The organism is Aestuariivita sp., from assembly GCF_021404545.1.
Classification (GTDB): domain Bacteria; phylum Pseudomonadota; class Alphaproteobacteria; order Rhodobacterales; family Rhodobacteraceae; genus Aestuariivita.
Genome location: NZ_JAAWWD010000041.1, coordinates 1 through 22,736, shown reverse-complemented (window position 1 = coordinate 22,736; position 22,736 = coordinate 1). Strand labels below are relative to the sequence as shown.

16 protein-coding genes and 1 pseudogene are annotated in these 22,736 nt (G+C 63.0%); 8 read left to right on the top strand and 9 right to left on the bottom strand.

Features of this window, described 5'->3' with window-relative positions; genetic code table 11:
* Window positions 1-18 precede the first annotated feature (18 nt).
* A complete protein-coding gene (locus tag HEP69_RS14205; RefSeq protein WP_290559205.1) occupies window positions 19-396 on the top strand; it encodes a hypothetical protein in 378 nt (125 codons plus the stop codon).
* Complete coding sequence (locus HEP69_RS14200; RefSeq protein ID WP_290559204.1) at window positions 393-1,211, top strand: hypothetical protein; 819 nt, start codon at window positions 393-395, stop codon at window positions 1,209-1,211. The genes HEP69_RS14205 and HEP69_RS14200 overlap by 4 nt, the downstream gene beginning before the upstream one ends.
* Window positions 1,212-1,291: 80 nt before the next feature.
* On the opposite strand, the gene HEP69_RS14195 is transcribed toward HEP69_RS14200, so the two are convergent.
* Both HEP69_RS14195 and pcaQ read right to left on the bottom strand, forming a co-directional pair.
* Window positions 1,292-2,383: a response regulator gene (locus tag HEP69_RS14195; RefSeq protein WP_290559203.1), complete on the bottom strand. Its 1,092-nt coding sequence runs from the start codon at window positions 2,381-2,383 to the stop codon at window positions 1,292-1,294.
* Window positions 2,384-2,562: 179 nt separating this feature from the next.
* Complete coding sequence (gene pcaQ, locus HEP69_RS14190; RefSeq protein ID WP_290559202.1) at window positions 2,563-3,474, bottom strand: pca operon transcription factor PcaQ; 912 nt, start codon at window positions 3,472-3,474, stop codon at window positions 2,563-2,565.
* A gap of 109 nt (window positions 3,475-3,583) precedes the next feature.
* On the opposite strand from pcaQ, the gene pobA reads away from it, so the two are divergent.
* From pobA to pcaG, 4 genes are read left to right on the top strand one after another with little or no spacing between them, the layout of a single operon-like run.
* Window positions 3,584-4,753, top strand: coding sequence for a 4-hydroxybenzoate 3-monooxygenase (gene pobA, locus HEP69_RS14185; RefSeq protein WP_290559201.1), 1,170 nt, complete (start codon window positions 3,584-3,586; stop codon window positions 4,751-4,753).
* Window positions 4,754-4,766: 13 nt separating this feature from the next.
* The gene (gene pcaC / locus HEP69_RS14180) at window positions 4,767-5,168 is read left to right on the top strand and encodes a 4-carboxymuconolactone decarboxylase (RefSeq protein WP_290559200.1); all 402 of its coding nucleotides are present in this window, start codon (window positions 4,767-4,769) and stop codon (window positions 5,166-5,168) included.
* Window positions 5,152-5,880, top strand: coding sequence for a protocatechuate 3,4-dioxygenase subunit beta (gene pcaH / locus HEP69_RS14175; protein ID WP_290559199.1), 729 nt, complete (start codon window positions 5,152-5,154; stop codon window positions 5,878-5,880). Before pcaC ends, pcaH begins: the two co-directional genes overlap by 17 nt.
* Complete coding sequence (pcaG, locus tag HEP69_RS14170) at window positions 5,880-6,500, top strand: protocatechuate 3,4-dioxygenase subunit alpha (protein WP_290559198.1); 621 nt, start codon at window positions 5,880-5,882, stop codon at window positions 6,498-6,500. The genes pcaH and pcaG overlap by 1 nt, the downstream gene beginning before the upstream one ends.
* A 48-nt stretch (window positions 6,501-6,548) precedes the next feature.
* Here pcaG and HEP69_RS14165 read toward each other — a convergent pair whose 3' ends face one another.
* Window positions 6,549-7,022, bottom strand: coding sequence for an Lrp/AsnC ligand binding domain-containing protein (locus HEP69_RS14165; protein ID WP_290559197.1), 474 nt, complete (start codon window positions 7,020-7,022; stop codon window positions 6,549-6,551).
* 128 nt (window positions 7,023-7,150) lie between these two features.
* Here HEP69_RS14165 and putA point away from each other — a divergent pair, with 128 nt between their 5' ends.
* Window positions 7,151-10,648, top strand: a complete 3,498-nt coding sequence (gene putA / locus HEP69_RS14160) for a bifunctional proline dehydrogenase/L-glutamate gamma-semialdehyde dehydrogenase PutA (RefSeq protein ID WP_290559196.1) — start codon at window positions 7,151-7,153, stop codon at window positions 10,646-10,648.
* Here putA and HEP69_RS14155 read toward each other — a convergent pair.
* The 5 genes from HEP69_RS14155 to HEP69_RS23760 form a co-directional block, all read right to left on the bottom strand.
* Window positions 10,642-14,388 (bottom strand): translocation/assembly module TamB domain-containing protein, encoded by a 3,747-nt coding sequence (locus tag HEP69_RS14155; RefSeq protein WP_290559195.1) that lies wholly within the window; start codon window positions 14,386-14,388, stop codon window positions 10,642-10,644. The two genes, putA and HEP69_RS14155, sit on opposite strands and share 7 nt — an antisense overlap.
* Window positions 14,389-14,420: 32 nt before the next feature.
* Complete coding sequence (locus HEP69_RS14150; RefSeq protein ID WP_290559194.1) at window positions 14,421-16,217, bottom strand: BamA/TamA family outer membrane protein; 1,797 nt, start codon at window positions 16,215-16,217, stop codon at window positions 14,421-14,423.
* 364 nt (window positions 16,218-16,581) lie between these two features.
* Window positions 16,582-18,027: a glutamine synthetase family protein gene (locus tag HEP69_RS14145; protein WP_290559193.1), complete on the bottom strand. Its 1,446-nt coding sequence runs from the start codon at window positions 18,025-18,027 to the stop codon at window positions 16,582-16,584.
* On the bottom strand, window positions 18,024-19,331 hold the full coding sequence (locus HEP69_RS14140; protein ID WP_290559192.1) for an aromatic ring-hydroxylating dioxygenase subunit alpha: 1,308 nt from the start codon (window positions 19,329-19,331) through the stop codon (window positions 18,024-18,026). Before HEP69_RS14140 ends, HEP69_RS14145 begins: the two co-directional genes overlap by 4 nt.
* 33 nt (window positions 19,332-19,364) lie before the next feature.
* Window positions 19,365-21,365: an aminotransferase class V-fold PLP-dependent enzyme gene (locus HEP69_RS23760; RefSeq protein ID WP_366111456.1), complete on the bottom strand. Its 2,001-nt coding sequence runs from the start codon at window positions 21,363-21,365 to the stop codon at window positions 19,365-19,367.
* Between the two features lie 450 nt (window positions 21,366-21,815).
* On the opposite strand from HEP69_RS23760, the gene HEP69_RS14125 reads away from it, so the two are divergent.
* Window positions 21,816-22,478: a hypothetical protein gene (locus HEP69_RS14125; protein WP_290559191.1), complete on the top strand. Its 663-nt coding sequence runs from the start codon at window positions 21,816-21,818 to the stop codon at window positions 22,476-22,478.
* 49 nt (window positions 22,479-22,527) lie between these two features.
* Here HEP69_RS14125 and HEP69_RS14120 read toward each other — a convergent pair.
* Window positions 22,528-22,635: pseudogene (locus HEP69_RS14120) on the bottom strand (IS110 family transposase); the annotation flags it as partial.
* Window positions 22,636-22,736: the final 101 nt, after the last annotated feature.

Genomic DNA, 22,736 nt, shown 5'->3' with positions numbered 1-22,736 from the left:
CGGACAGGGTCAGATCCCATGAGCATCGCCGACGAGCTCGACATGCTGCGCGCCACGGTGCCGGGCTGTACTCTGGTGGCATTTGGCGATCTGAATGCACGGATCGTCCTTTGCGCCAGTGCCGCGCAAAAACCCCCGCAGGAGGATCTTGACGCGCTGTGCCTCTCGGCCAGCGGAGCGCTCGATGGCGGGTTTGCGGGGTCGGTCGCGGCCTTTCTGGGCGGGTCCAGATTGACCCAGGCCGTGACCCTGGGCAGCGGGGAAATCCGGCTCTTTCTCCGCTCGCATCTTGATAGCGCGGATGCGCTTTTTTGCACCTTTACCGATCAGACCGATATCCGCGACATGCTCGATGCAGGACGCAGGACCCTGCACCGGATCTCTGAACAGCCATGATCCGGAACAACGCCACATATGCCCTGGGTGATACCGCATCAATCTGCCCCCGCGTCGCGGCGCGGCTGGTGCGTTTGGGCGCGCGTGTGCGGCTTAATGGATTGGGGCATCGGCGCCTTTCGGCGCCCGATCAGCGTGATCTGACCGCAGCCCTTTTGCGCGATATCGACGAAACGATCCTGCCCCGCTATGTGCGGGTCGTTGCCAATACCGGACAGCGGTTTGCGCTGGATATCGCCGGGCGGCGGCTTTTGCGGCTGGTGATCGCAGGCAGCGGCGGATCGGTCGGCGACCCTGGCGACCCGGTCGAGGCGGCGCGTGGCCTTGCCCGCAACTTGGAGCGCGCCTTGCTGCGCGCAACAGAGGTGACCTTGCAAAGCCACCGTATGGACAGCAGCCAGGATCGTTCAGATGTTGGCAGTTCAGCCACCGCGCTCGCGGCGGCCCTGGGTCTGGATCTGGATGCCCCGGCGGGCGAAGATCTGACGGACAAGGCCATGCGAAGCCTGCGCCGCCATGCGAATGCGGCGTTGGTTTTGGACGCGGATGGCCGTATCACCGAACGGTTGGGAGAGCCAGGCGGCGCGGCGCGGCTCGAGGCGCTGTCGCAGGCGCATCTGCGCGACATCCAGTCTGCAATGGCGCGATCCATGGCAACACGCGACACGCCCGGCTGTCTGATCCTGGGCATAGATGCGACGACGGGCAGTTATCTGATCCATGCGTCCTGTGACAGGGCGCGCTTTCTGGCGCTGGTCGATGCGCATCGGATAGACATGCTGCTGCCGGTTTTGCAGGATATCTTTGCACACTAGACCCTGACGGTTCCGGCGCAGAGCGGAAAGAGGCCGCTGGCAAGGGCCGCCTTTTCCTGTATTCGCAGTGAAACGGGTCGCTACTGGTTTGACCGCAGCATCGGCTCATCGCGCAGCAGATCATCGAGGATCGTCTCGTAAGCGCGACGCTCAAGATGGGCCTGAGCGGAACTGCGTGGGCGATTGGCGATCGCATGTGCGGGCAGGCTGATGCGGTCATGCTCCTGCACCACGCGGCTCTCCACCTGCTCCACGGCTTTATTCAGCGCATAGAGCGCACCATATTTCGTGATCGAGCGCATCGGAGCGGATTCTCCCACGACCAGATGCACATCGGGCAGTTCGGTATGGCGCGACAGAATGGTTGCCACGATCTGGTTCAGATAGAGCTCGACCCCGGCATGCAGCGCACTGTTGCGGCGATGGCTGATCGTCAGGAACACACCGTTGCCGCGATAGCAGATCATGTTTCCTTCCTTGCGGGTCAAGCGCGACAGGCCAGCCGCAGTGTCCTGAAGGATCTGGCGAAACCCGGTTGAGTGAAGTTGCGCGTAAAGAGCGCCGACATTGCTTATTTTGACCGCTGTGGCAAAGGAGTTAAAGAGCTTGCCCTGAGACAGCTGGATCACATAATTCTCGAACTCGGAATAGCCCAGCACATTGTCGACCCCTTCAATGGCGATGGGGTCTTCGAGGCTGAACTGCAGGTTGGTCTCCAGCTCATCCTTCAGCTTTTTGGCGACCTCGATGGACGATCGCGCGCGGCTCTGTTCCTCGATCAGCATCGCGGCGGTGCCTAGGCGTGACCGCAACTCGAGAAAGTCAAAGGGCTTGGTCAGATAATCCGTGGCCCCGGCGGCAAAGGCGCGGTCGATGTAATCGCGATCCGCCATGGCCGTCAGCATGATGATCGGCGTCTTGCGATAATCGCTCAGGTTGCGCACCTCACGGCAAAAGGTGATCCCGTTTACCTCTGGCATCTGAATATCAAGAAGCAGGCAATCGAATGGCTTGTCCTGTGCTTCCATCGTGCGAATGGCCTGATCGACCGACGTTGCGGTTGTCACATCATACGTGCCCAGCGCATTCAGCGCAGTCTGAAGAAGGTCCAGGATGCTCGGCTCGTCATCGACGGCAAGGACCCTCGTCTTCTTGTGCACATTTTTGGCCATTTTTTCCCACACCCATTTGCGTACCTGCTCCATTTGACCATATTGAATCAAATTCTGGCAAAATTGGGGGCGAACCATGTCCGAGCGGTGAAACAGGCCGATAATTCTGCCGCTATTTTGACAAGAATGCCCCTGTCTCGGCAATACGCCACTGCTTCGGCAAGAGCGTGCCGGGGCACTCAGAGTTCGAGCGCGGCCACCGCATCGCGCACCGCCTGCCGGAAATGGCGCACCAGTATCTTGGGCTCTTCATCGGCCCGGGTCATGATCCCCACCGGCCCTGCGGTCAGACCCGCGTCAACAGGCAGTTTGCGCAAGATCCCAGCGGCGATATCGGCGGCCACGACCCCTTCGGAGATGATCCAGATCGCGTCGGTGGACCGGGCCAATTCGCGGCCATAGGCCCCCGAGACCGTCTCGACCCGGTTGGGCAGACCGGCGATACCTTCCGCCATCAGCAGCCGATCAACCAAAGGACGAATGGCCGAGCCTTTGGCGGGAAAAATCACCGGCCAATCCTGAAGGTCTGCCAGCCGCATGCCAGCGCCCAAAGGGTGACCCGGCCGCACAACCATAGCGACAGTTTCGGAATAGAGCTGAACAAAGGACACCCCCTTCATCGACGCAGGCGGCCCCATCCGCCCAACCACCAGATCCAGCGCGGCCTGGCGCAGCCGATCCATCAGGTATCCATGCGGCCCATCCTCGAAATAGAGCGTCGCCTCGGGCAGAAGGGCACCGAAGCGCTGGCTGGCCAACGGCAGAACCCGCGCGGCGACAGAGGGTAACGCACCGACCGCAATCCGCGCCGGACCGCCGTCACGCATACGCCTTAATCCGGTCAAGCCTTGCTCCAGCGCACTCAGGCTGCTGATTGCCGATTGCAGGAAGACCTCCCCTCCGGGCGTCATACGCACACCGCCACGGTTGCGATGCATCAGTGGCGTTTGCAACACCTCCTCCAGTTCCTTGAGCGTTTTGGAGATCGCAGGCTGGGTCAGGTTCAACACCTCGGCGGCCCGTTTCAGACTGCGCTGGCGGCTGATCTCCACGAATGCTTCGAGGTGTCGAAGTTTGATACGGCGATCCATGCTGACCTCTTTACTTGCATTTTGCGATATCTAAAATCGATGATATTTCAATTTCCATACTCTTTTCATTCAGCAATAGTAAAGCGTGAGACGTTCATGGGAGGGTGAGATGCGCACACAGGTCGCCATTATAGGCGGGGGGCCGTCGGGGCTGTTGCTGGGTCAGCTACTGCACCGCAAGGGCATCGACACCGTCGTGCTGGAGCGGAAGACCAAGGACTATGTTCTGGGGCGGATCCGCGCTGGCATTCTGGAGGTCGGCATGGTTGACCTGATGCGCGAGGCCGGTGTCGGCGACCGGATGGACCGCGAATGCTTTGTCCATGACGGCACGCTGATCTCCTATGGCGACGACCTTTTCGGCATCAATTTCAAGGATCACACCGACACGTCGGTCGTGGTTTACGGCCAGACCGAAGTGACCCGCGATCTTTACGACGCGCGCGAAGCCTCCGGCGCGCCGATCCTCTACAACACCGAGGATGTGGCGATCCACGACGCCGATGGGGACGCGCCCCATGTCACCTACCGGGTCGCGGGGCAGGACCACCGCATCGATTGCGATTTCATCGCGGGCTGCGACGGCTTTCATGGGGTCAGCCGCCAGACGATCCCGCTGAGCGTGCGGCGCGAATACGAGAAGGTTTACCCCTTTGGCTGGCTGGGCATTCTGAGCGAAACGCCGCCCGTGAATGATGAGCTGATCTATGCCAGTTCCGACCGGGGATTTGCGCTCTGTTCGATGCGCAACGCCAATCTCAGCCGGTACTACATTCAGTGTTCGCTGTCCGACAGCCCTGACGACTGGACCGATGCCGCTTTTTGGGACGAGCTGCGTCGCCGTATCCCCGCATCCGAAGCCGAGGCGCTGATCACCGGGCCTTCCATCGAGAAATCCATCGCGCCGCTGCGCAGTTTCGTGACCGAGCCGATGCGCTGGGGGCGGCTGTTTCTATGTGGCGATGCGGCCCATATCGTGCCGCCGACGGGCGCCAAGGGTCTCAATACCGCCGCCTCGGATGTGCATTACCTTTATCACGGGCTGCTGCATCGCTATGCCGATGGCGATGACGACGGGCTGGAACGGTACTCCGAACGCGCGCTCGCGCGGATCTGGAAGGCCGAGCGGTTCAGCTGGTGGTTTACCAATCTGATGCACCGCTACCCAGATCAGTCCGAGTTCGATCTGAAAATGCAACAGGCCGAGATTGCCTTTCTGCGCGACAACCGCGACGCTCAGGCGGTCATGGCACAGAACTATGTCGGCTTGCCGTATTGAAAGGGGCCCTAGAATGACGGATCGCTATCAAAAAGGGATGGAGGTGCGACGGCGTGTTTTGGGCGACGCACATGTGGACCGCGCCGAGGCCAGTAAATCCGACCTGGACGCCCCCTTTCAGAACCTGATCACCGAGGCCGCGTGGGGTACGCTCTGGGCCGGTGACGCGATCAGCCCGCGCGAACGGTCGATGATCACGCTGGCGCTGCTGGCCGCGCTGGGGAATTTCGAGGAAATCCCGATGCATATCCGCGCCACCGCCCGCACCGGGGCCAGTAAGACGGACGTGCTGGAGGCGTTTCAGCATGTGGCAATCTATGCCGGGGTGCCGCGCGCGAACCAGGCGCTGAAATTGGCCAAGGACACCTATGCCGAGATGGAGAGGGAGGGATTGCAAGATGTCAAAACCGGGTGAGTTCTATCAGCGCGACCGTCGCTGGCATCCCCCCGCGCTGGCGCAGGACTACAAGACATCTGTCACGCGCTCTCCGCAATATGCGTTGATTTCACTGGAAAATACCGCCAGCGAGATCACCGGCCCGACCTTTGGCCACAATGATATCGACCCGCTCGACCACGATCTGTTGCGCAATTTCGCCGGTGAGGGGCACAGCCCGATTGGCGAGCGTATCATCGTGCATGGCCGGGTTCTGGACGAAAATGCGCGGCCCGTGCCGGACACCCTGGTCGAGATCTGGCAGGCCAATGCCTCCGGTCGCTACCGACACAAGAAAGACACCTATCTCGGCTCCCTCGATCCCAATTTCGGGGGGTGCGGTCGGACGCTGACCGATGCGGATGGATACTACTTTTTCCGCACCGTGAAACCCGGCGCCTATCCCTGGCGCAACTGGGTGAATGACTGGCGGCCCGCACATATCCATGTCTCGGTCTTTGGCAGCGCGTTTGCACAACGGCTGATCACGCAGATGTATTTCGAGGGCGATCCGCTGATCGCCACCTGCCCCATCGTGAACACGATCCCGGACCCGACCGCCATCGAACAGCTTGTCGCACCGCTCGACCGGAACGCGACGATCCCACTCGACAGCATCGCCTACAAGTTCGACATCGTGCTGCGTGGACGTCGCTCCACGCTCTTTGAAAACCGGCTGGAGGGGAACTGATGCCGCAAAAGCTGGATTACCTGAAAGAGACGCCCTCGCAGACGGCAGGGCCTTACGTCCATATCGGGCTGGCACCGGGCGCGGCGGGCTTTGACATCTACGCCCGCGAACTGGGTTGGGACATCGCAGGACCAAACGCCAAGGGTGAGCGCATCCGCGTCGAGGGAATCGTGATCGACGGCACCGGCTCTCCGGTCAAGGATGTCCTGCTGGAGGCATGGCAGGCCAATGCCGACGGGGTCTACCCCCACCCCGAAACCGCCGGAGAGGTCGAGGATGGCTTTCGCGGCTGGGGCCGGGTGATCACCGATTTCGAGACCGGTGAATGGGCGTTCGATACGATTAAACCGGGCCCGGTGATGGGCCGTGATGGCCAGATGATGGCGCCGCATATCAACCTGTGGGTCGTTGCGCGTGGGATCAATCTGGGGCTCAACACTCGGATCTACTTTGCCGATGAAGAGGCCGCAAACGCAGCCGATCCGGTTCTCACCCTCATCGAATGGGAACGCCGCCGCGCTACGCTCATCGCGGCACGCAGCGACCGTGACGGCGTACCCGTCTATCGCTTCGACATCCGCTTGCAGGGTCAGGACGAGACGGTGTTCTTCGATATCTGATACGACAACGGCGCAACTTCGTAGGGCGGGACTTGTCCCGCCCCGCGCTCAGAACGCGTCATCCTTGACTGCCTCCATCGACACGTGGGTCGAACTGCTGCCAACGAACGGGAGGGCAGAAATCTTTTCACCCAGCACCTGCCGATAAGCCTTGATATCCGTCGTGCGCACTTTCAGCAGATAATCGAACGCGCCCGCGATCATGTGGCATTGCTCGACCTCGGGCAGATTTCGGACCGCGTGGTTGAACGCCGTCAACGCCCGTTCGGTGGTGTCGGTCAGCTTGACCTCGACAAAGGCCACGTGATCCCGGCCCAGCTTGGCGGGGTTTAACACCGCGCGGAACCCCGTGATATACGCGTCGGCCTGTAACCGTTTGAGCCGGGCTTGAGTGGGCGTTTTCGACAGGCCAATCCGCCGCGCGAGATCGGTGACCGCCAGCCGCCCGTTCAGAGCCAACGCCTCCAGTATCGCGATATCGTACCGGTCAAGTTGACTGCCTATTTCAGATCTCAGGGTCATATCGTCTTAATATCCCAAAAATTTCAGATTTTCTACCCGCCAGAATACAAAAATCAGGCCCATAGACCAAGACGATTTTGCTATTCTTTGACGCAGTTCAGGTTTACATCCGATACTGCGAGGCCCGCATGACACCGCTCGACAACATCCGCTCAACGATCCGTGCCAATACTCAGCGCCCAGACGCGGATGTGATCGCCGATCTAACCGCGGCCCATCCGATGACGGACGCGATCCGCGCGCAAGCGAAAGCGCGCGCGACCGATCTGGTGCGGGCGATCCGCGTTGGCGACGATCCGGGCTTGATGGAGGTGTTCCTGGCGGAATACGGCCTCTCCACCGATGAAGGTGTTGCCCTGATGTGTCTGGCCGAAGCGCTGTTACGCGTACCCGATACCGACACGATCGACGCCTTGATCGAGGACAAGATCGCCCCGTCGGCCTGGGGGGCGCATCTGGGCAAGTCCAGCTCGTCGCTGGTCAATGCCTCAACCTGGGCGTTGCTGCTCACGGGCAAGGTGTTGCAGGACGGGCAAGGCATGGCCGCCATCCTGAAGGGGGCAGTCAAACGACTGGGAGAGCCGGTGATCCGCGCCGCCGTGGCCCGCGCGATGAAGGAGTTGGGAGCGCAGTTCGTTTTGGGGGAGACCATTGCCCAAGCCGTCAAACGCGGCAAAACGAAAGAAGCGCAGGGTTACACCTTTTCCTACGACATGCTGGGGGAGGCGGCATTGACCGCGCATGATGCGCAAGCGTTCTTTGACGCCTATCTCGACGCGATCAACCGGCTGGCCACGGAATGTCGCGACACCGATATCCGCAACAATCCGGGTATCTCGATCAAGCTTTCCGCGCTGCATCCCCGCTATGAGATGGCACAGCGCGCGCGGGTGATGCGCGAACTGGCTGATCGAACACTCACGCTGGCGCGTGCGGCCAAGACCGCGGGCATGGGGTTGAACATCGATGCAGAGGAGGCCGACCGGCTCGATCTCTCGCTCGATGTGATCGAGGCGGTGCTGCGCGATCCCTCGCTGGCCGGGTGGGACGGGTTCGGCGTGGTGGTGCAGGCCTACGGAAAACGGGCCGGTCCGGTGCTTGACTGGCTATTTGCGCTGTCAACAGATCTGGATCGCCGGATCATGGTGCGGCTGGTCAAGGGTGCCTATTGGGATACCGAGATCAAGCGCGCCCAGGTCGAGGGTTTGCGAGGATTTCCGGTCTTTGCGCAAAAGGCGGCGACGGATATCTCGTATCTTGCCTGCGCGCACAAGCTTCTGGGCATGACCGAGCGCATCTATCCCCAATTTGCCACTCACAACGCGCATTCCGTGGCCAGCATCATCGAGATGGCCGACGACCCGAGCGCCTTTGAATTTCAGCGCCTGCACGGCATGGGCGAGGCGCTGCATGACCGGGTGTTGGCGGCAAACGCCACGCGCTGCCGCATCTATGCGCCAGTGGGCGCGCATCGCGATCTGTTGGCCTATCTGGTGCGCCGGTTGCTGGAAAACGGCGCCAACAGTTCTTTTGTAAACCAGATCGTGGATGAGACGGTCCCGCCCGAAGTCGTGGCCTCGGATCCGCTCGAGACCTGGATGCCAGGTCAAAGCCCTGTTGCGGCGCCCGCCGATCTCTACGCGCCCGAACGGATCAATTCTCAGGGCTGGGATCTGCATGATCCGGTCGATCTCGCGCAGATCGAAGCGGCGCGCACGCCCTGGCAGAACCATCGCTGGACCGCCGCACCGATGCTCGCTGCCGATATAGAGGGAGCACAGGTCATGGCCGTCACCAACCCTGCCAACCCGGCGGACGAGGTCGGCACAGTCACCCTCGCCAGCCCCGACGATGTCGAAGTAGCCCTGGCCAACGCCGCCCCATGGAACGTAACCCCGTCAGAGCGCGCGTCAATCCTGACCCATGCGGCAGATCTTTATGAGGCCCGGTCTGGCGAGATTTTCGCGCTGCTGACCCGTGAGGCAGGTAAGACTCCCAAGGATGCGATTGCCGAGTTGCGCGAGGCGGTGGATTTCCTGCGCTACTACGCAGCCCGTGGGGCAGAACTGGACCGGCCCGCGCGCGGGGTTTTCGCCTGTATCTCGCCCTGGAACTTTCCGCTGGCCATTTTCACCGGTCAGATCGCGGCGGCACTGGCAGCGGGCAACGGGGTGCTCGCCAAACCGGCAGAGCCCACGGTGCTGACAGCGGCTTGGGGCGTCGGCATCCTGCATGAAGCGGGCGTGCCTGCTCACGCAATGCAACTCTTGCCCGGTCCGGGATCGGTCCTGGGCGCGCGGATCACCAGCGACCCGCGCGTCTCGGGCGTGTGTTTCACAGGCTCCACCGCGACAGCGCAACGCATCAACCGCGCGATGGCCGGATCGCTGGACCCCGTTGCGCCGCTGATCGCGGAAACCGGCGGGCTGAACGCGATGATCGTCGACAGCAGCGCCCTGCCCGAACAGGCGGTGCGCGACATCGTCATGTCAGCCTTTCAATCGGCGGGACAGCGGTGCTCGGCGCTCAGGATGCTGTACCTTCAGGAGGATGTCGCCGAACCGTTTCTGCGCATGCTCTATGGTGCGATGGACGAGTTGCGCATGGGCGATCCTTGGATGCTGTGCACCGACATTGGGCCGGTGATTGATGAGGCCGCCCGCGCCGACATCGCCGGACATATCATCGCGGCCGAGGCGGAAGGGCGCGTCCTGAAACAGGGCACCGTACCCGAAATCGGCACATTTATCGCACCCACGGTGATCCGCGTAGCCGGGATCGCGGATCTGACCCGAGAGGTGTTTGGCCCTGTTCTACATGTGGCGACCTATGCGGCCCGCGATCTGGACCACGTGGTGGATGAGATCAACGCGACCGGGTTCGGGCTGACCTTTGGGATGCATTCGCGCATCGACGACCGGGTGGATCAGGTCACCCAGCGACTGCGCGTGGGGAACATGTATATCAACCGAAACCAGATTGGCGCCATCGTCGGCTCGCAACCATTCGGCGGCGAAGGGCTGTCGGGCACCGGGCCAAAGGCGGGCGGCCCGGCCTATGTGCCCCGCTTCACCCGCCCGGATCGGCGCATCGCCACCGGGGTCGAGGGGGCGCCGGTCGATCCGGCAAGGGTACAGGAGCTGCTGGACACTGCCGAGCCGCCGCAGGGGCCACTTGAAACCGTCACCCTTCCCGGCCCGACCGGAGAATCGAACCGTCTGAGCACATTTGGACGCGGGACGATCCTCTGCCTGGGGCCCGATGCCGAACAGGCGCGGGCACAGATGCGGATCGCGCAAGCCAATGGCTGTGCCGCCATCGGCGTGGCACCCGGGCTGACGGGTCGGGACTGCGTTGACGGGCAATTGGACGTTGACGCGCTCACATACCTCCGGGGTGTCGATGCGGTGGCTTGCATGGCGAGCAATGCGAATTTGCGAGCCTTGCGCGTCGCGCTGGCCAACCGATCCGGCAAACTGATCCCGGTGCTGGCCGAGGCGGATCTGGCCGCAAGATGCCGGATCGAGCGGCACGTCTGCGTCGACACGACCGCGGCGGGCGGAAATGCCAGCCTGCTGGCCGAGGTGAGCGAACCGACCGCTTCGGATGCGGCCGACACTCAGTAATCCCGTTCGAAGTAGATCCCAACGCCGGTGCTGCTGTCGGACCGGGCAGTGCCACGCGCGGTCAGCGACGGTGTCAGGGTGAGGTTGAGATTGATTTCGGTCTCTCCTCCGGCTGTCTGCGCCACATCGGAATAGACGTTTTCCGAGATGTACTTGCCCGCCCGCACCGTCGTCTGACCCGTCTCAGAAGTGGACACGTCAAGATCGTCCAGGCCAAACCCCTCACGCAGCCGGTCGATGGCGCCACCCCCGCCACGGCCGGACAGGGTGGCCAGGGCGCTGGCGATCTGGAGCGCTTGCAGGGCAGAGATCTGGGTCAGATCTCGACCAAAGAGAAACCGTGACAGGATCTCATCTTCGGGCAACTCGGGCGATGACGACATGGTCAGTTCCGGGGCGGACACCGGCCCTTCGATCACAAAGCGCACATCCGCGGTGCCTGTGGTCGTCTCGGCGACGATACGCATGAACGGATCGAAATCCCCCTGGGGCTGGATGTACCCTTCTGTCAGGTCGAGCCGTTGTCCCAGAATGCTCAGCCGCCCACGGATCAGGTCGAACCGACCGGACGGAGCGATGGCGCGGGTGGTGCCGCGCACACGCAGGCTACCGCCCATTTCCGCATCCAGACCGCGCCCCCGGACAAAGATGCGCGATGGCGCGGAAAGCGTAATGTCCAAGCGATAGGGCGGCGCGTCGGCATCCCCTGCCGCGCCCGATGCGGTCTCGACCAAACCAGCGCGCAAGCGGGTTGCGCGGACAGCGCCCGGTTCGAACTGGTGCACCAGCCCGGGAAGGGCGGCGCTGGTACTGCCCGATGTGCTGGGCACCTGCACCACCACCTCACCCAAAGTGATCGTCCCTGCGATGGCCGCGCCGCCGGTCAGCGGCCCCGCGATCCGCAGCTGTCCGTCGGCGGAGGATTCCAGCAAGCCCGGTTCCGACAGGCCGAGGGCCTCGAGCGCAATCGTCAGATCGCCGTTGAACGGCGCCTCGAGCGCGACAGGCCCGCTGATGCGGAGTGTCCCACCGGTCGAGGGCGCAAGGCTGGCCTCGATCTGCGCGCGCCCCGCGCCGATCCGGATGGTGCTGGCAATCTGGTCGAAGGCGATCTTCTGGGCCGGGAGCGACAGGCGCGCGCCCGGTGTGCGCATCGTGCCCGAGAGCGACGAGACCGTGAGCGGCCCACGCAGCGCCAGATCGAATGACAAAGGCCCCGACACGATATTGGGCGACAGCCGCTGGTTCGCCAGCGCCAGGGGCGCGACACCGCCGACCGAAAGATCCGCGCGGGTCGCGTCGGCATTGAGCGTTCCCGACACCTCTGCACGCATGCCGCCCGGTCCGGTCAGACGTGTGTCTGTCTGCCAGTCGCCACCGGTGGTCATCACGACCCCTTCGGCCGCCACCGGGCCAGAGAGGTCAGGTACCAGAACGGCCATGTTCGGCAGATCGACATTGTAGCGAAACCGCGTTCGCTCCGCCGTGATAGACCCGCTGAGATCGGTGATCAACCGCGGCGCCGTCAGCGTCAACGCGTCAACAACCAGCGCCCCGTCTGCCTCTCGGCGCAGCGCCAGGGTGACATCGGCCGTGCCACGCAGCAACTGGTCGAGCTCGGCAATCGCAAGGCTCAGATCGCGGCTGCTTCCGTCGACCGCGATCGATCCGGCACCCGTTTCAGGATCGAACTGACCGCTGGCATTCATGCTCAGAGCGCCCGCCAAGTCGCGCGCGGCCAGCCAACCATAGGAAGAAAGATCCTCGGCCTCGATCCGGGCCGTGGCGGTGGTGGTGCGCGCGCCCTCTGGGGTGCGGATCGCAATCTCGGCCCGGGCCCCGCCGGGGCCGGATGCTGTGACATCGGCAGTCCACACCTGCCCTGCCTGATCAAACGTCAGATCAAGCCGCGCATCGCCCGACATATCCGGATGCAGGACCGACGCATCGAGAAGCTGCGCGGCAAACCGCCCTTCACTCGCGTCAGAGCGCACAATGGCCTGTCCGGTGATCCGCGCCTGCTGTGTCCTGACCGACAGACCGTCGATCCGGGTGCCCGTACCATCCCGCGCGGCGCGAAGGCTCAGCGTTGCGGCACCCCCGATCAGGGCATCCACCTGAGTAATCCCGATCGAGAGATCCCGGGAGGTGCCGTCAATCGCGACATCGAATGCGCCGTCGAGCGGGGTCACATCACCCGTCACGTTCAGCCGTGCTGCCCCACCGAGGGTTTGTCCCGCAACCTGCGAAAACCGCGAGAGGTCGGCGGTGTCCACCGCAAGGTCCCCGGTCAGAACCGGGCTGTCACGACCCTCGGGCAGGTCGATCTGAACCGCTCCGGTCAGGCTGTAATCCGCGCCACGCAGCGCAATATCGCTCAGCTGGAACGGCGCCTCTTCCTCCAAAACGAAGGCAAAGCCGCCACGCAGTTCGGCGCCAACCGCCTGTGTCAGGGCCGGGTCACCCAGATCGAGCCCGCTCAGGTCGAGCGTTATCCGACCATCGGCGCGCCCGACTGGCGCACCATCGCCCGGGGTCAACCGCCCCTGCCCCGTCACCCTTAGGGCGCCCAGCGCAAAGCCGTCGCGCGTGACAGTCTCGGCGGCAAGCGCCAGATCCCACACCTCCCCCCGCGCCACGTCATAGCTGAAACCAAAGGTCGCGCCGTCCAGGCGGGTTTCCGCCCCTGGAATCGACAACAGAACGGTGCCGCCATCCGGTGGGTCGATGCGCCCGGTCAGATCGACCTTGAGAGGCCAGCTGTCCGGGCCAAGCGCGATCTGCCCTTCGATGTTCAGAGCAGAGGAACGCAGCGCCAGCGTCTCGATATCCAGACCGCCCAGATCCGAACGCGCTCCCAGCACCTCCAATTCCAGATCGGTGCCGAAGAACGTCCGATATTCCGGCAGGAGGAGCGGGCTGAGATCGCCATTCAGCCGGGCCGCAAAGGTTTGCTCGACCCCGCTTGTATCGGTTTGAGTCGTCGCGACCGTCACGCCGCCACCAAGCCGGTCAACACCGGCAGTACGCAGGCCGATCTCGGCCGAGAAATCGCTGATCGGCCCCTCGCCCTGAACCTCAAGGTCCAGGGACGGACGATCCGGCAGATCGACCAGGTTCACCACGATGCCGTCTGGCGCCTCGGACAGAACAAGCGACAGCGACAGGATCTCGCTGCTGTTGGCATAGCTGCCTGCGATCTCGAAAACCCCCTGGCGCCCGTCTGTCCTGTCAACCGAAAGGGCCACCTCGCCCTCGCCACCTTCCAGCGTCGCGGAGCCTTCCAGGCTGACCTGCGCCTCGGCGCCAAAAACAGGCTCCCCGATGGACACGTCCGCGATGCTCACCTCACCGATCCGGATGGCGACAGGCAGGTCTGGCAGGGCAAAGCGCGATGCCTCGGGTGCGGGCAGTTCGGGCAAGGTAAAGCCCGCGTCACTCTCTGGTGCCTCGGTCGTGGGCAAACGGGAAAGCGTGAGGGATTGGGCGCTTAGCGTGTCAATCTCCAAACGCCCGCGCAACAGAGCGGCACGTTGCCAGTCCAGCTCGGCATCCGTCAGTGTCAGCCAAACGCCATCCGCATCGGCAATCGTCAACTCTTCCAGTCGTGCCGATGCGCTGAGCGCGCCTGTGAACCCGGTAATGCGCACCTCGCGCCCGGTCTCTGAGAGCGCATCCTCGATCAAACCCTGAAGATAGCCGCGATCATCCTCCTGCGCGGTGGCGGCTGCGGGTGCCAAGACCAAGCACAATGCCAGAGATCGCATCATCATCAAAACGCCTGTCCAATCCCGATATACACCTGCACCCCGTCGCCGGTATCGCCGTGCACAGGCGCGGCCACATCCACGCGGATCGGCCCGATGCCGGTATCGTACCGCAGGCCGATGCCCGCCCCGGCATGCCACTCTCCGGCCCCGTTCACAAAGCTTTCCGGCCCGACATATCCCGCATCGGTAAAAAGCACCGCGCCCAGCGTGTCGGTCAGGCCCGCGCGCAGTTCCACCATTGCGCCCATAAAGCTGCGCCCACCGGTTGCCTGCCCCCCGCCCAGATCGACCTCGAGCGATTGAAACGGTTGTCCGCGCACGGTTCCGCCGCCGCCCGAGAAGAACAGAAAATCGGGATAGGTCTCGCGCAGGCTCGATCCCATGATCGAGCCCAACTGGAGCCGCCCCGCCAGCACGAACCGACCGTTGTTTAACCCTCGATAGCCGCGTGCATCGACAAAGGCCCGTGCACCTGTGGCCGATCCCGAAAGCCCCAGATAGGGCGTTGCCTCAACCCTCAGATACGTGCCGACGGTCGGGTTCAATGCATCGTCGCGGCGATCCCATGAGACCGATGTGGGGAAGGTCAGAAGCGAGAAATCCCGGGTGCCCAGCGCATCTTCGGTCTCAGAGCGCAGATAGGTAACCGCTGCTTCGGCCTCCAACCCGTCACGGGCATACCAGGTCACTCCGGCGCCGATCTCGAACCGGTCCGAGCGAAAGCGACGCTCATCCAGCCGCTCCAACTCGGTCATCAAAAAGAAGTTGGTGTCGGCCCCGACCGCAGCCGGGAAATCCAGCCGCGCGCCCAGCAGAAAGTCGGGATCGCCATCTTGCCCGCCGATCTGGGCGATTTCACCTTCGATGCGCAGCCGCTCGGCCCCGCCAAAAAGGTTGCGATGCATCCAGAAGGCGGACAGATCCAGCCCTTCGCGTGACGACAGCTCAGCCCCGAACCCATAGCGGCGCGGCATGCGGTCGACGACCGTAAGGTCGATATCCATGGTGCCATCGGGGTTGACCGCGCCTTCCTCCAAAGTCACTGACGAGAACGTGCCCGTACGTCTGAGACGTGTGCCCACCTGCGACACGGTGCTGGGCGAAAAGATCTCCCCCTCGGGCAGACCGGAAATGCGGCGCAAACGGGACGCTCGGACGGCACTGGGGCCGGTGACATTGAGCTCTCCGAACCGGACCTGCGGGCCGGGTATGACGCGAATATCAGCCGAGAGCGTCTGTGCGCGATGATCCGCGACGATCCGCTGCGTGCCCGGCTCGGCCTTGGCATGGCCCGCGTCGCGCCAGCCCGAAATCACCGCCTGCGTGGCCGCGCGTATCAGCGTTGCGCGCGCAGGCTCGCCCGGGCGGAACCCGTCGACCAAGGCTGTTCCAGGCGCCACTGGCGTGACCGAGACCGCACCGAACCGAAACAGAGGGCCTGGCGCGACCTCGATCGCGATCCGGTCGATACGCGCAGGCAGCGACAACAATGGGATGTCGGCCGCCTCTCGTCCGTTCAGCCGAATACGCACCGAGCCGCTGTAATGGCCGCTGGCATAGAGCGTCTCGACCAGCCGCCGGTAATCGGCCAGCGCGGCAGACACCAAATCGGCGGGATCGGTTGTCGATTGCTCCAGCGCTGCAAGGGTCAGCGATGCCCCGCGCAGTTCGTCGGCCAGTTCATCGGACGCGCCCGGCACCACGAACGAAGAGACAGGTTCAGCCCGCGCGGGCCCTATCGTCAGTGACAGACACAGCGCGCACCACAGCACCCAAGAATGCAGACCCAAGCGGCCCATTACACGCGATCCCCCTGACCCGGTACACTGGCACAGTCAACTCGACCCTGCCCTGTGTTGCAATGCGAGTGCAAGCCGGTTTCGGCCTCTGCCGCGCCAACGGCTGAAATGGCCGCCAAAAACCAGATCAGATGTGGATTGAGCGGCCTGTTTGGCGAGCAAGACAGGGCCATGTCCGGGATCGCACCGCCGTTCAATGCCCGAAACGGGCTGAATCTGCAGTGGCCGTACCTGACCCCAGCTCCTGTTTCAATGTGGCATGACCCGAGGCGCCTGTCCGCCGTGATCCTGAACCCACCGCGACAGCAGTCTCTTCCTGGGCAAAACGCATGCATTGAGGCCGAGGCATTCGTCGAACACCTGCTCAGAACACACCAAAATACTCCCGCTGTTCCCATGTGGAGAGATCGCAAAGGTATCTATCCCACTCTGCCTGTTTCAGCTGAACCATAAAGCGGTGGAACCCTTCGCCCAATGCTCCACTGTAGAGGCTGCCTTCGGTAAATGCCATGATCGCCGCGCCCAAGGATGTCGGCAGCGCCTCGGTATCGGCGGCATAGGGCATCTCGATGGGCGCGGGCGGGGTCAGCCCCCCTTCGATGCCGCTGAGCCCACTGAGGATCTGCGCGGCGAAAACGTAATAGGGATTGGCGCTGGGATCCGGGGCACGATTCTCGAGACGGCTGGCCGGATCACCCTCGCGCGTCAGCGCACGCAGCATTGCGCCGCGATTGTTGCGGCCCCACTGGATACGGTCGGGGGCCAGTTGGTGCGGCTGAAACCGGCGGTAGGAGTTAACGGTCGGGTTGGTCAGCAGACAGCTCTCACCCGAATGGGCAAGCAATCCGGCGACCCATTCGCTGGCCGTGGGTGACAAATCCTGGCCGTCGGGCGTGAACCGGTTCGCTCCGGTACGCCGGTCGACCAGCGATTGATGCACATGCCACCCGCTGGCCGCGCCATGCGGCACGGCGGGGCGGCACATGAACGTGGCATGCAGGCCACGGCGCGCGCAGACCTGTTTCACCATGGTGCGGAACATCACCATCGTATCGGCATGCTGGGCGGCAGGGGCCGGATCGAAGGTGACCTCGAACTGGCTGGGGCCGAACTCCACCTCGACCGAGCGGACGGGCATGCCCATCTCCTGCGCCGTGCGGCGCAGGGTGTCGAGCAGGTCCTCGGCGGCCCCATGGCTGGCCTCGCTCAACAGGTGATAGCCGTGGTTCAGCGGCGCTGTCTGGGGCGGTGCGGGCGGCATCCCGCCCGCCTCGTGGCGGAGCGCATCATCAGTCATGCGAAAGACGTGGAACTCAACCTCCAACCCCACGATCAGACCCAGATCCTGCACGGCCAGACGATCGAGTGCGGTGCGCAGCACCGTGCGCGGGGCAAAGGGGATCGCCGCCCCATCCGCCTGCACCACATCGCAAAGCACCCAGGCCGCATGCGGTGCCCAGGGCAGAACGCGGTAGCTGTCCGCGTCGGGCACCATCAAAAGATCGCCCGCGCCTGTCATCACACCCGCGCCGAACCCGGCATCCCCGGTCCAGACCGGAAAGACGGTGCGGCCCGACGTGTCCTTGAGCATCAGTGACGAGGGCGCCGTCACCCCGTTGGCCAGTGCGGACGGCACCGCGTCGGCCACCAGCGCCTTGCCATGGAGCAGCCCATGCGGGTCGACAAAGACGAAGCGGACGGTTTCCACCCCGTCCGCCGCGATGCGCTGGATCAGGTCGCGCCCTGCCCTCTCCGCCTCGGCATCGATGAGGCCGAGGCGGGCCAGCGTGCCGCCTTTGGGATCGCTCATCCCGCGGTCCAGGGACAATCCGCGCGCCGTTCGCCGTCGCGCGCCTCGTAGATCCGCGTCCAGTCCTTGTCGAGACCGATCGCATCGACCGAAACCGGACCCCGGATCGCTTCGGTCGCGCCGTTCTGCATCAAGAGGCCGTCGCCTCCGGCCTCCACCGCCGCAATCGCGGCGCGCAGCATGCGGCGATACTGGATGATGCCCACATCGGTCTTGCCCAGATGCTCCTGTGTGCGGTCCTGAATGGCTCCCATGCTTTCGACCGCCCATTGGTCATGCACGTTGATGTCGAGGCCCATGCCCGTGTAGGTCTCGGAGGCCTGCTCATCGGGGTCATAGCCGTAATTGTCATGCGCGCCGTGGCGCGGGGCGTAATCGGGCAGGTGATGCTCCTTCATCCGCTGGGCGCGCATCAGATCCTTGTCCACCGGGTCCGCGAAGCTGGTGAACATCGAATACCAATAGCAGCTCTCGTCATCGATGGGCACGTGCCACTGTGTGATGGTCATCTGGTTGGACATCGGGATGCAGATAGCGGCGGGAAAGATCTGGTTGGTGACCCGCACATGAGTGCGCCCGTCATCGAGATGCCTGAGCGCGATCAGCCGCAGGCCATATTCGGTCTCTTCGACCAGGATATCGGGGCGCGGGTGCTCCCGCAAAAGCTGCGTCATCGGAATGTCGGTATTGGCTGCGGTGTCGCGGAACTGCTTGCCATAGCTGTCGGCGGGGTCTTCGTCCTGCAAGAACCGGTGCAGGAAGGAGGCATGCGCGGGGTCGATCCCCACCTCCATCGCCTGAAGCCAGTTGCAGCGCCAGAGGCCCTTGAACGCAAACACATGGCTGTCTGGCGCGGCAAAGCAATCGAGGCCCGGAAAGGGCGGCGGATCGCCCGGCCCCATATAGGCCCAGACGATGCCATTCTTCTCGACCACCGGGTAAGCTGCGGTCTGGATCTGCTCGTGCATGCGCGCGCCTTCGGGCTCGCCCGGTTGTTCGACACATTGGCCGGTCTTGTCGAAATGCCAGCCATGGAACGGACAGCGCAGCCCGTTATCCTCACGCCTGCCGTAACACAGATCCGCACCGCGATGCGGGCAATGCCGCCCGATCAGCCCCAGATCGCCGGAATTGTCACGGAACAGGACCAGCTCCTCTCCCAAGAGTTTGACCGGCACGACGGGGCGCTTGCCGTCCAGCTCGACCGAGAGGGCGGCAGGCAGCCAGTATTGGCGCAGCACCTTGCCCGCGCCTTCCTCGGTGCCCACCCGGGTGATGAGGTCGTTAAGCTCCTGGCTGATCATCTGGTCTCTCCCCTTACCATGTGATGTGGCGTCTTATCCCTGTGGCACCAGCGCCAGCGCCCGGATGGGCGAGCCTGTGCCGTTCTCGATCTTGAGCGGTGCAGCCATCAGGATCGCGCCCTTGGGGGGCAGCTGATCGAGATTGGTCAGGCTGGCCAGCCCAAAGCAGTTATCACGGTGCAGATAATTATGGGCAGGATATGGCGGGCTCATCTTGCCCGCCATGCCTGCATCTGTGCCGATACACTGGCTCCCCCAGCCGACGATGCCTTTCGACAGAAGGTAATCCATGCAGTCGGTCGTGGGGCCGGGGCTGTGCGACCCATCCTCATTTGGGTCGGGATCGTCGTTCAGAAACGCCTCTTCATCCGCGGCGCGGGCGTCCCAATCGGTGCGCATTACCACCCACTCGCCGGGATTGATCTCACCATGCTCCCGCTCCCAGTCCTTGACGTGTTCGGCGGTCAGCAGGAAATCGGGATCTGCGGCGGCTTCTTTCGAACAGTCGATGACATTCACCGGGGCCATCAGGCGTTGCACATCCAACGTGTCGGTATAGCCATCCTCGAAATCCTTACCGGTGATCCAGTGATGGGGCGCGTCGAAATGGGTGCCCGAATGCTCCCCCAGTTTCAGCCAGTTCCAGGCAAAGAACGGACCATCGGCATCATATTCGCTGATCCGGTGAATTTCGACCTTGGGGGTGTTCTTGGCAAAATCCTCCGGCAAGCGGAGGATGGGCGTATCAGGACCCAGAACGGCCGTGCAATCGACGATCCTGACCTGACCCGAGAGCAGCATCGCCCCCAAGGACCCCAAGAGATCGGCAGAGGACATATCGGTTCCTTTCCGAGCCGCCGGGGCTTGCGGACCCTGCCCGGCAAAGCGACGCTTGCGGCGGGTGAGCGTCTCTTCGGTGATGTCGAAAACGGCATCGACCCTCTCTTCGCGGGTCACGTTTCCGGGCGAGAGGCGCACCAGCGGGCCCCGGAAATCGACCGAGAGGCCTTCAACTCCCAGTGCTCCGACCACTGCCGCAGCCTCGGCCTTGTCAGGAAAGCGCAGCATGACCGAGCCGCCGCGCCGGTCGGCGTCGCGCGGGGATTGCAGCGGCAGGTCCAGCGCATCGGCACGCGCGACGATGCGGTCGACCAGACGGCGGTTCCAGGCGGCCAGCGCGGCTTGGTCCTGGCCCGCATGCCAACGCAAGGCGGGTAGCGAGGCGAGCGCGGCCATCGACCCCGGTGTGCCGCTATCGAACCGCCGGATATCTGGCGCATACTCGAATGTATCGAGATCCCAGGAAAACGGGTTGTTCTGGGAAAACCAGCCCCGCCCTTCGGGTTCCAGATCCAGCACCAGGGATTTCTCGACATAGAGCATGCCTGCGCCGGGCGTGCCGCACATCCATTTGAGGCTGGTCGACAGGACGAAATCGACCTGCGGGTTCATTGCATCGAAAGGGATCAGGCCGGCGGCTTGCGTGATATCGACGCCGATCAGGCTGCCCATCGCGCGACCATGCGCCACCAGCGGCGCCAGATCGACACGCGCCGAGGCGGTCGAGGTCACCCAGGTGATCAGCGCGAGACCGACATCGGAGCCCCAGGCTTCGAGAAAATCGTCCTGTTCGACCCAAGTATGCCCCGCGCGCAGGGGCACTGTGTCGAGGGCAAAACCCATCTTGTCCGCGAGCCCTGCCAGCAGGAAATGCAGGGAGGGAAAACAATCGGCGGCGATCAGCACGCGTTTGCCGCGCAGCATCCCCTCGGGCAGAGCGCGCATCAGCTTGTGCAGGCCGTCGGTAACGCTTTCGCAGGTGGTGGTGGAGCCTTTGGGCACGTTGATGATGCGCCGCCAGCAGTCGATGAATTCCTGCCGTTTGAGCAGGACATACCCCCATTGTTTGTCATTCGGAGCCGCCCACACCTCGGCGAACCGGGCAGTGGCATCGGCCAGGTCTTGCTCCTTGCCAGGATACATCCCGATGGAATGATAGAGGAAGTACCCTGCGTGATTGGTGTTGGTGAGCATGCGCCCTCCCCGCCTGTCTGGTGGGCAGGGTAGGCGAGGCTGAGGCGTTGGTCCATGCTTAACATGTTTGCGATTGCGGGTGACTTGTGGGCGCGTGAGGCACAGGCGGGACAAGCCCCGCCCTACGCCGATCCTTTAGCGGAGGAGCGACTGCATGCAGACAGGCGGTTATGTCAAAGGGCGGCCCGTGGCGCTGGGGGAGTTGGATTGAAAGTTGTCCAAGGTCTGTGGGACCGGGTGCGTGGTCGGTATCTGCTGAATTGTGATCCGCAAGGATCAGGACGAGAGCGTTCCTGTCGATACCGGATTTCCGGCGAAATACGCTCATGACGCGCGGCGTGCGACGCAGGATTGCCGACTCAGTGCGATTGATGTGATCCTGTGCTGCGCGCCCGATAACTTGCCGACCGGGCAATTGGCCAAACTCGGGCTGCGCATAGAAGACACACATTGCATATCTGCACGCATACCCATATCGCCCCTATCGGCCGGGCCGGTGAAACATCCGAGTATTTGCGCCTCTCCATCGATGGATTGGGCACCAAGTCCGATTGGTCCAGCACTGACTTCGTAAATCACTACTTTAACGGTGGTGGGCGTGGCGTTACGTTTACGCAAATCGGGCATAGCCAAAAGATAATATCAGCCTTTATTGATCGACGCAGCAAGGCGCTGAAAGGTCAAATAGCAAGCGCAGCAAGGAGTGCTCGTGGTGGATCTGTCTCCTATAGCTTTGAAAACACGTATGATATGAAAGGAATTGTCTTCAGCATCGGCGACACCACAATCAGCGGATCATTTTCTGGGAAAAGCGTCGAGCAAAACGGCATCATCGAGCTTTCGGGGAGCTTGGACCTATACCTTGATGACGAATTCGCGGACCCTTTGAACGTTGGGGTGGAAGTAGATGACTACCGTCCAGGCAGTATTCTGTATGACAATATTCACAAGCCGTTGAACGATTATTTGAGAGGCCGCATCGGATTGCCAACTAGCGGTCCGCAACGATTGGGCATTCGCGACGGGACGCCATATGCCATGACCGGAACATGGTCAGGCTCTGCTGAAGGTCGCATTTACGCAGATCCATCGCGTAGCCAGTACACAAGATGATCGCACTCCTTTGTGCAATTGTCGTCACATTGCGTAGCAACTGTATCTGTCAGGTTGTGGATGCCGCCCATTTCTGACGGCTTTTGCATAAAGCGTTCGCGATGGTGACCAGCTTTCTGGCGACGGCTGTGATGATGACTTTGTGGGGTTTTCCGGCCTTTCGGAGGGGATCTGCGAGGGATCTTAGGCTTGGGTTTTGATTGGCGGCGACCAAGGCGCCCGGGAAATACCTGCGCCGGGTGGCACGGCCAAGCAGGG

Excerpts from the sequence above, each read along its gene's own strand:
- HEP69_RS14200 (WP_290559204.1), top strand. The coding sequence starts at position 393 with ATGATCCGGAACAACGCCACATATGCCCTGGGTGATACCGCATCAATC.
- pobA (WP_290559201.1), top strand. The coding sequence starts at position 3,584 with ATGCGCACACAGGTCGCCATTATAGGCGGGGGGCCGTCGGGGCTGTTG.
- HEP69_RS14145 (WP_290559193.1), bottom strand. The coding sequence starts at position 18,027 with ATGAGCGATCCCAAAGGCGGCACGCTGGCCCGCCTCGGCCTCATCGAT.
- putA (WP_290559196.1), top strand. The coding sequence starts at position 7,151 with ATGACACCGCTCGACAACATCCGCTCAACGATCCGTGCCAATACTCAG.
- HEP69_RS14165 (WP_290559197.1), bottom strand. The coding sequence starts at position 7,022 with ATGACCCTGAGATCTGAAATAGGCAGTCAACTTGACCGGTACGATATC.
- HEP69_RS14195 (WP_290559203.1), bottom strand. The coding sequence starts at position 2,383 with ATGGCCAAAAATGTGCACAAGAAGACGAGGGTCCTTGCCGTCGATGAC.
- HEP69_RS14140 (WP_290559192.1), bottom strand. The coding sequence starts at position 19,331 with ATGATCAGCCAGGAGCTTAACGACCTCATCACCCGGGTGGGCACCGAG.
- HEP69_RS14205 (WP_290559205.1), top strand. The coding sequence starts at position 19 with ATGAGCATCGCCGACGAGCTCGACATGCTGCGCGCCACGGTGCCGGGC.
- pcaH (WP_290559199.1), top strand. The coding sequence starts at position 5,152 with ATGTCAAAACCGGGTGAGTTCTATCAGCGCGACCGTCGCTGGCATCCC.
- pcaQ (WP_290559202.1), bottom strand. The coding sequence starts at position 3,474 with ATGGATCGCCGTATCAAACTTCGACACCTCGAAGCATTCGTGGAGATC.
- HEP69_RS14150 (WP_290559194.1), bottom strand. The coding sequence starts at position 16,217 with ATGGGCCGCTTGGGTCTGCATTCTTGGGTGCTGTGGTGCGCGCTGTGT.
- pcaC (WP_290559200.1), top strand. The coding sequence starts at position 4,767 with ATGACGGATCGCTATCAAAAAGGGATGGAGGTGCGACGGCGTGTTTTG.
- pcaG (WP_290559198.1), top strand. The coding sequence starts at position 5,880 with ATGCCGCAAAAGCTGGATTACCTGAAAGAGACGCCCTCGCAGACGGCA.
- HEP69_RS23760 (WP_366111456.1), bottom strand. The coding sequence starts at position 21,365 with ATGCTCACCAACACCAATCACGCAGGGTACTTCCTCTATCATTCCATC.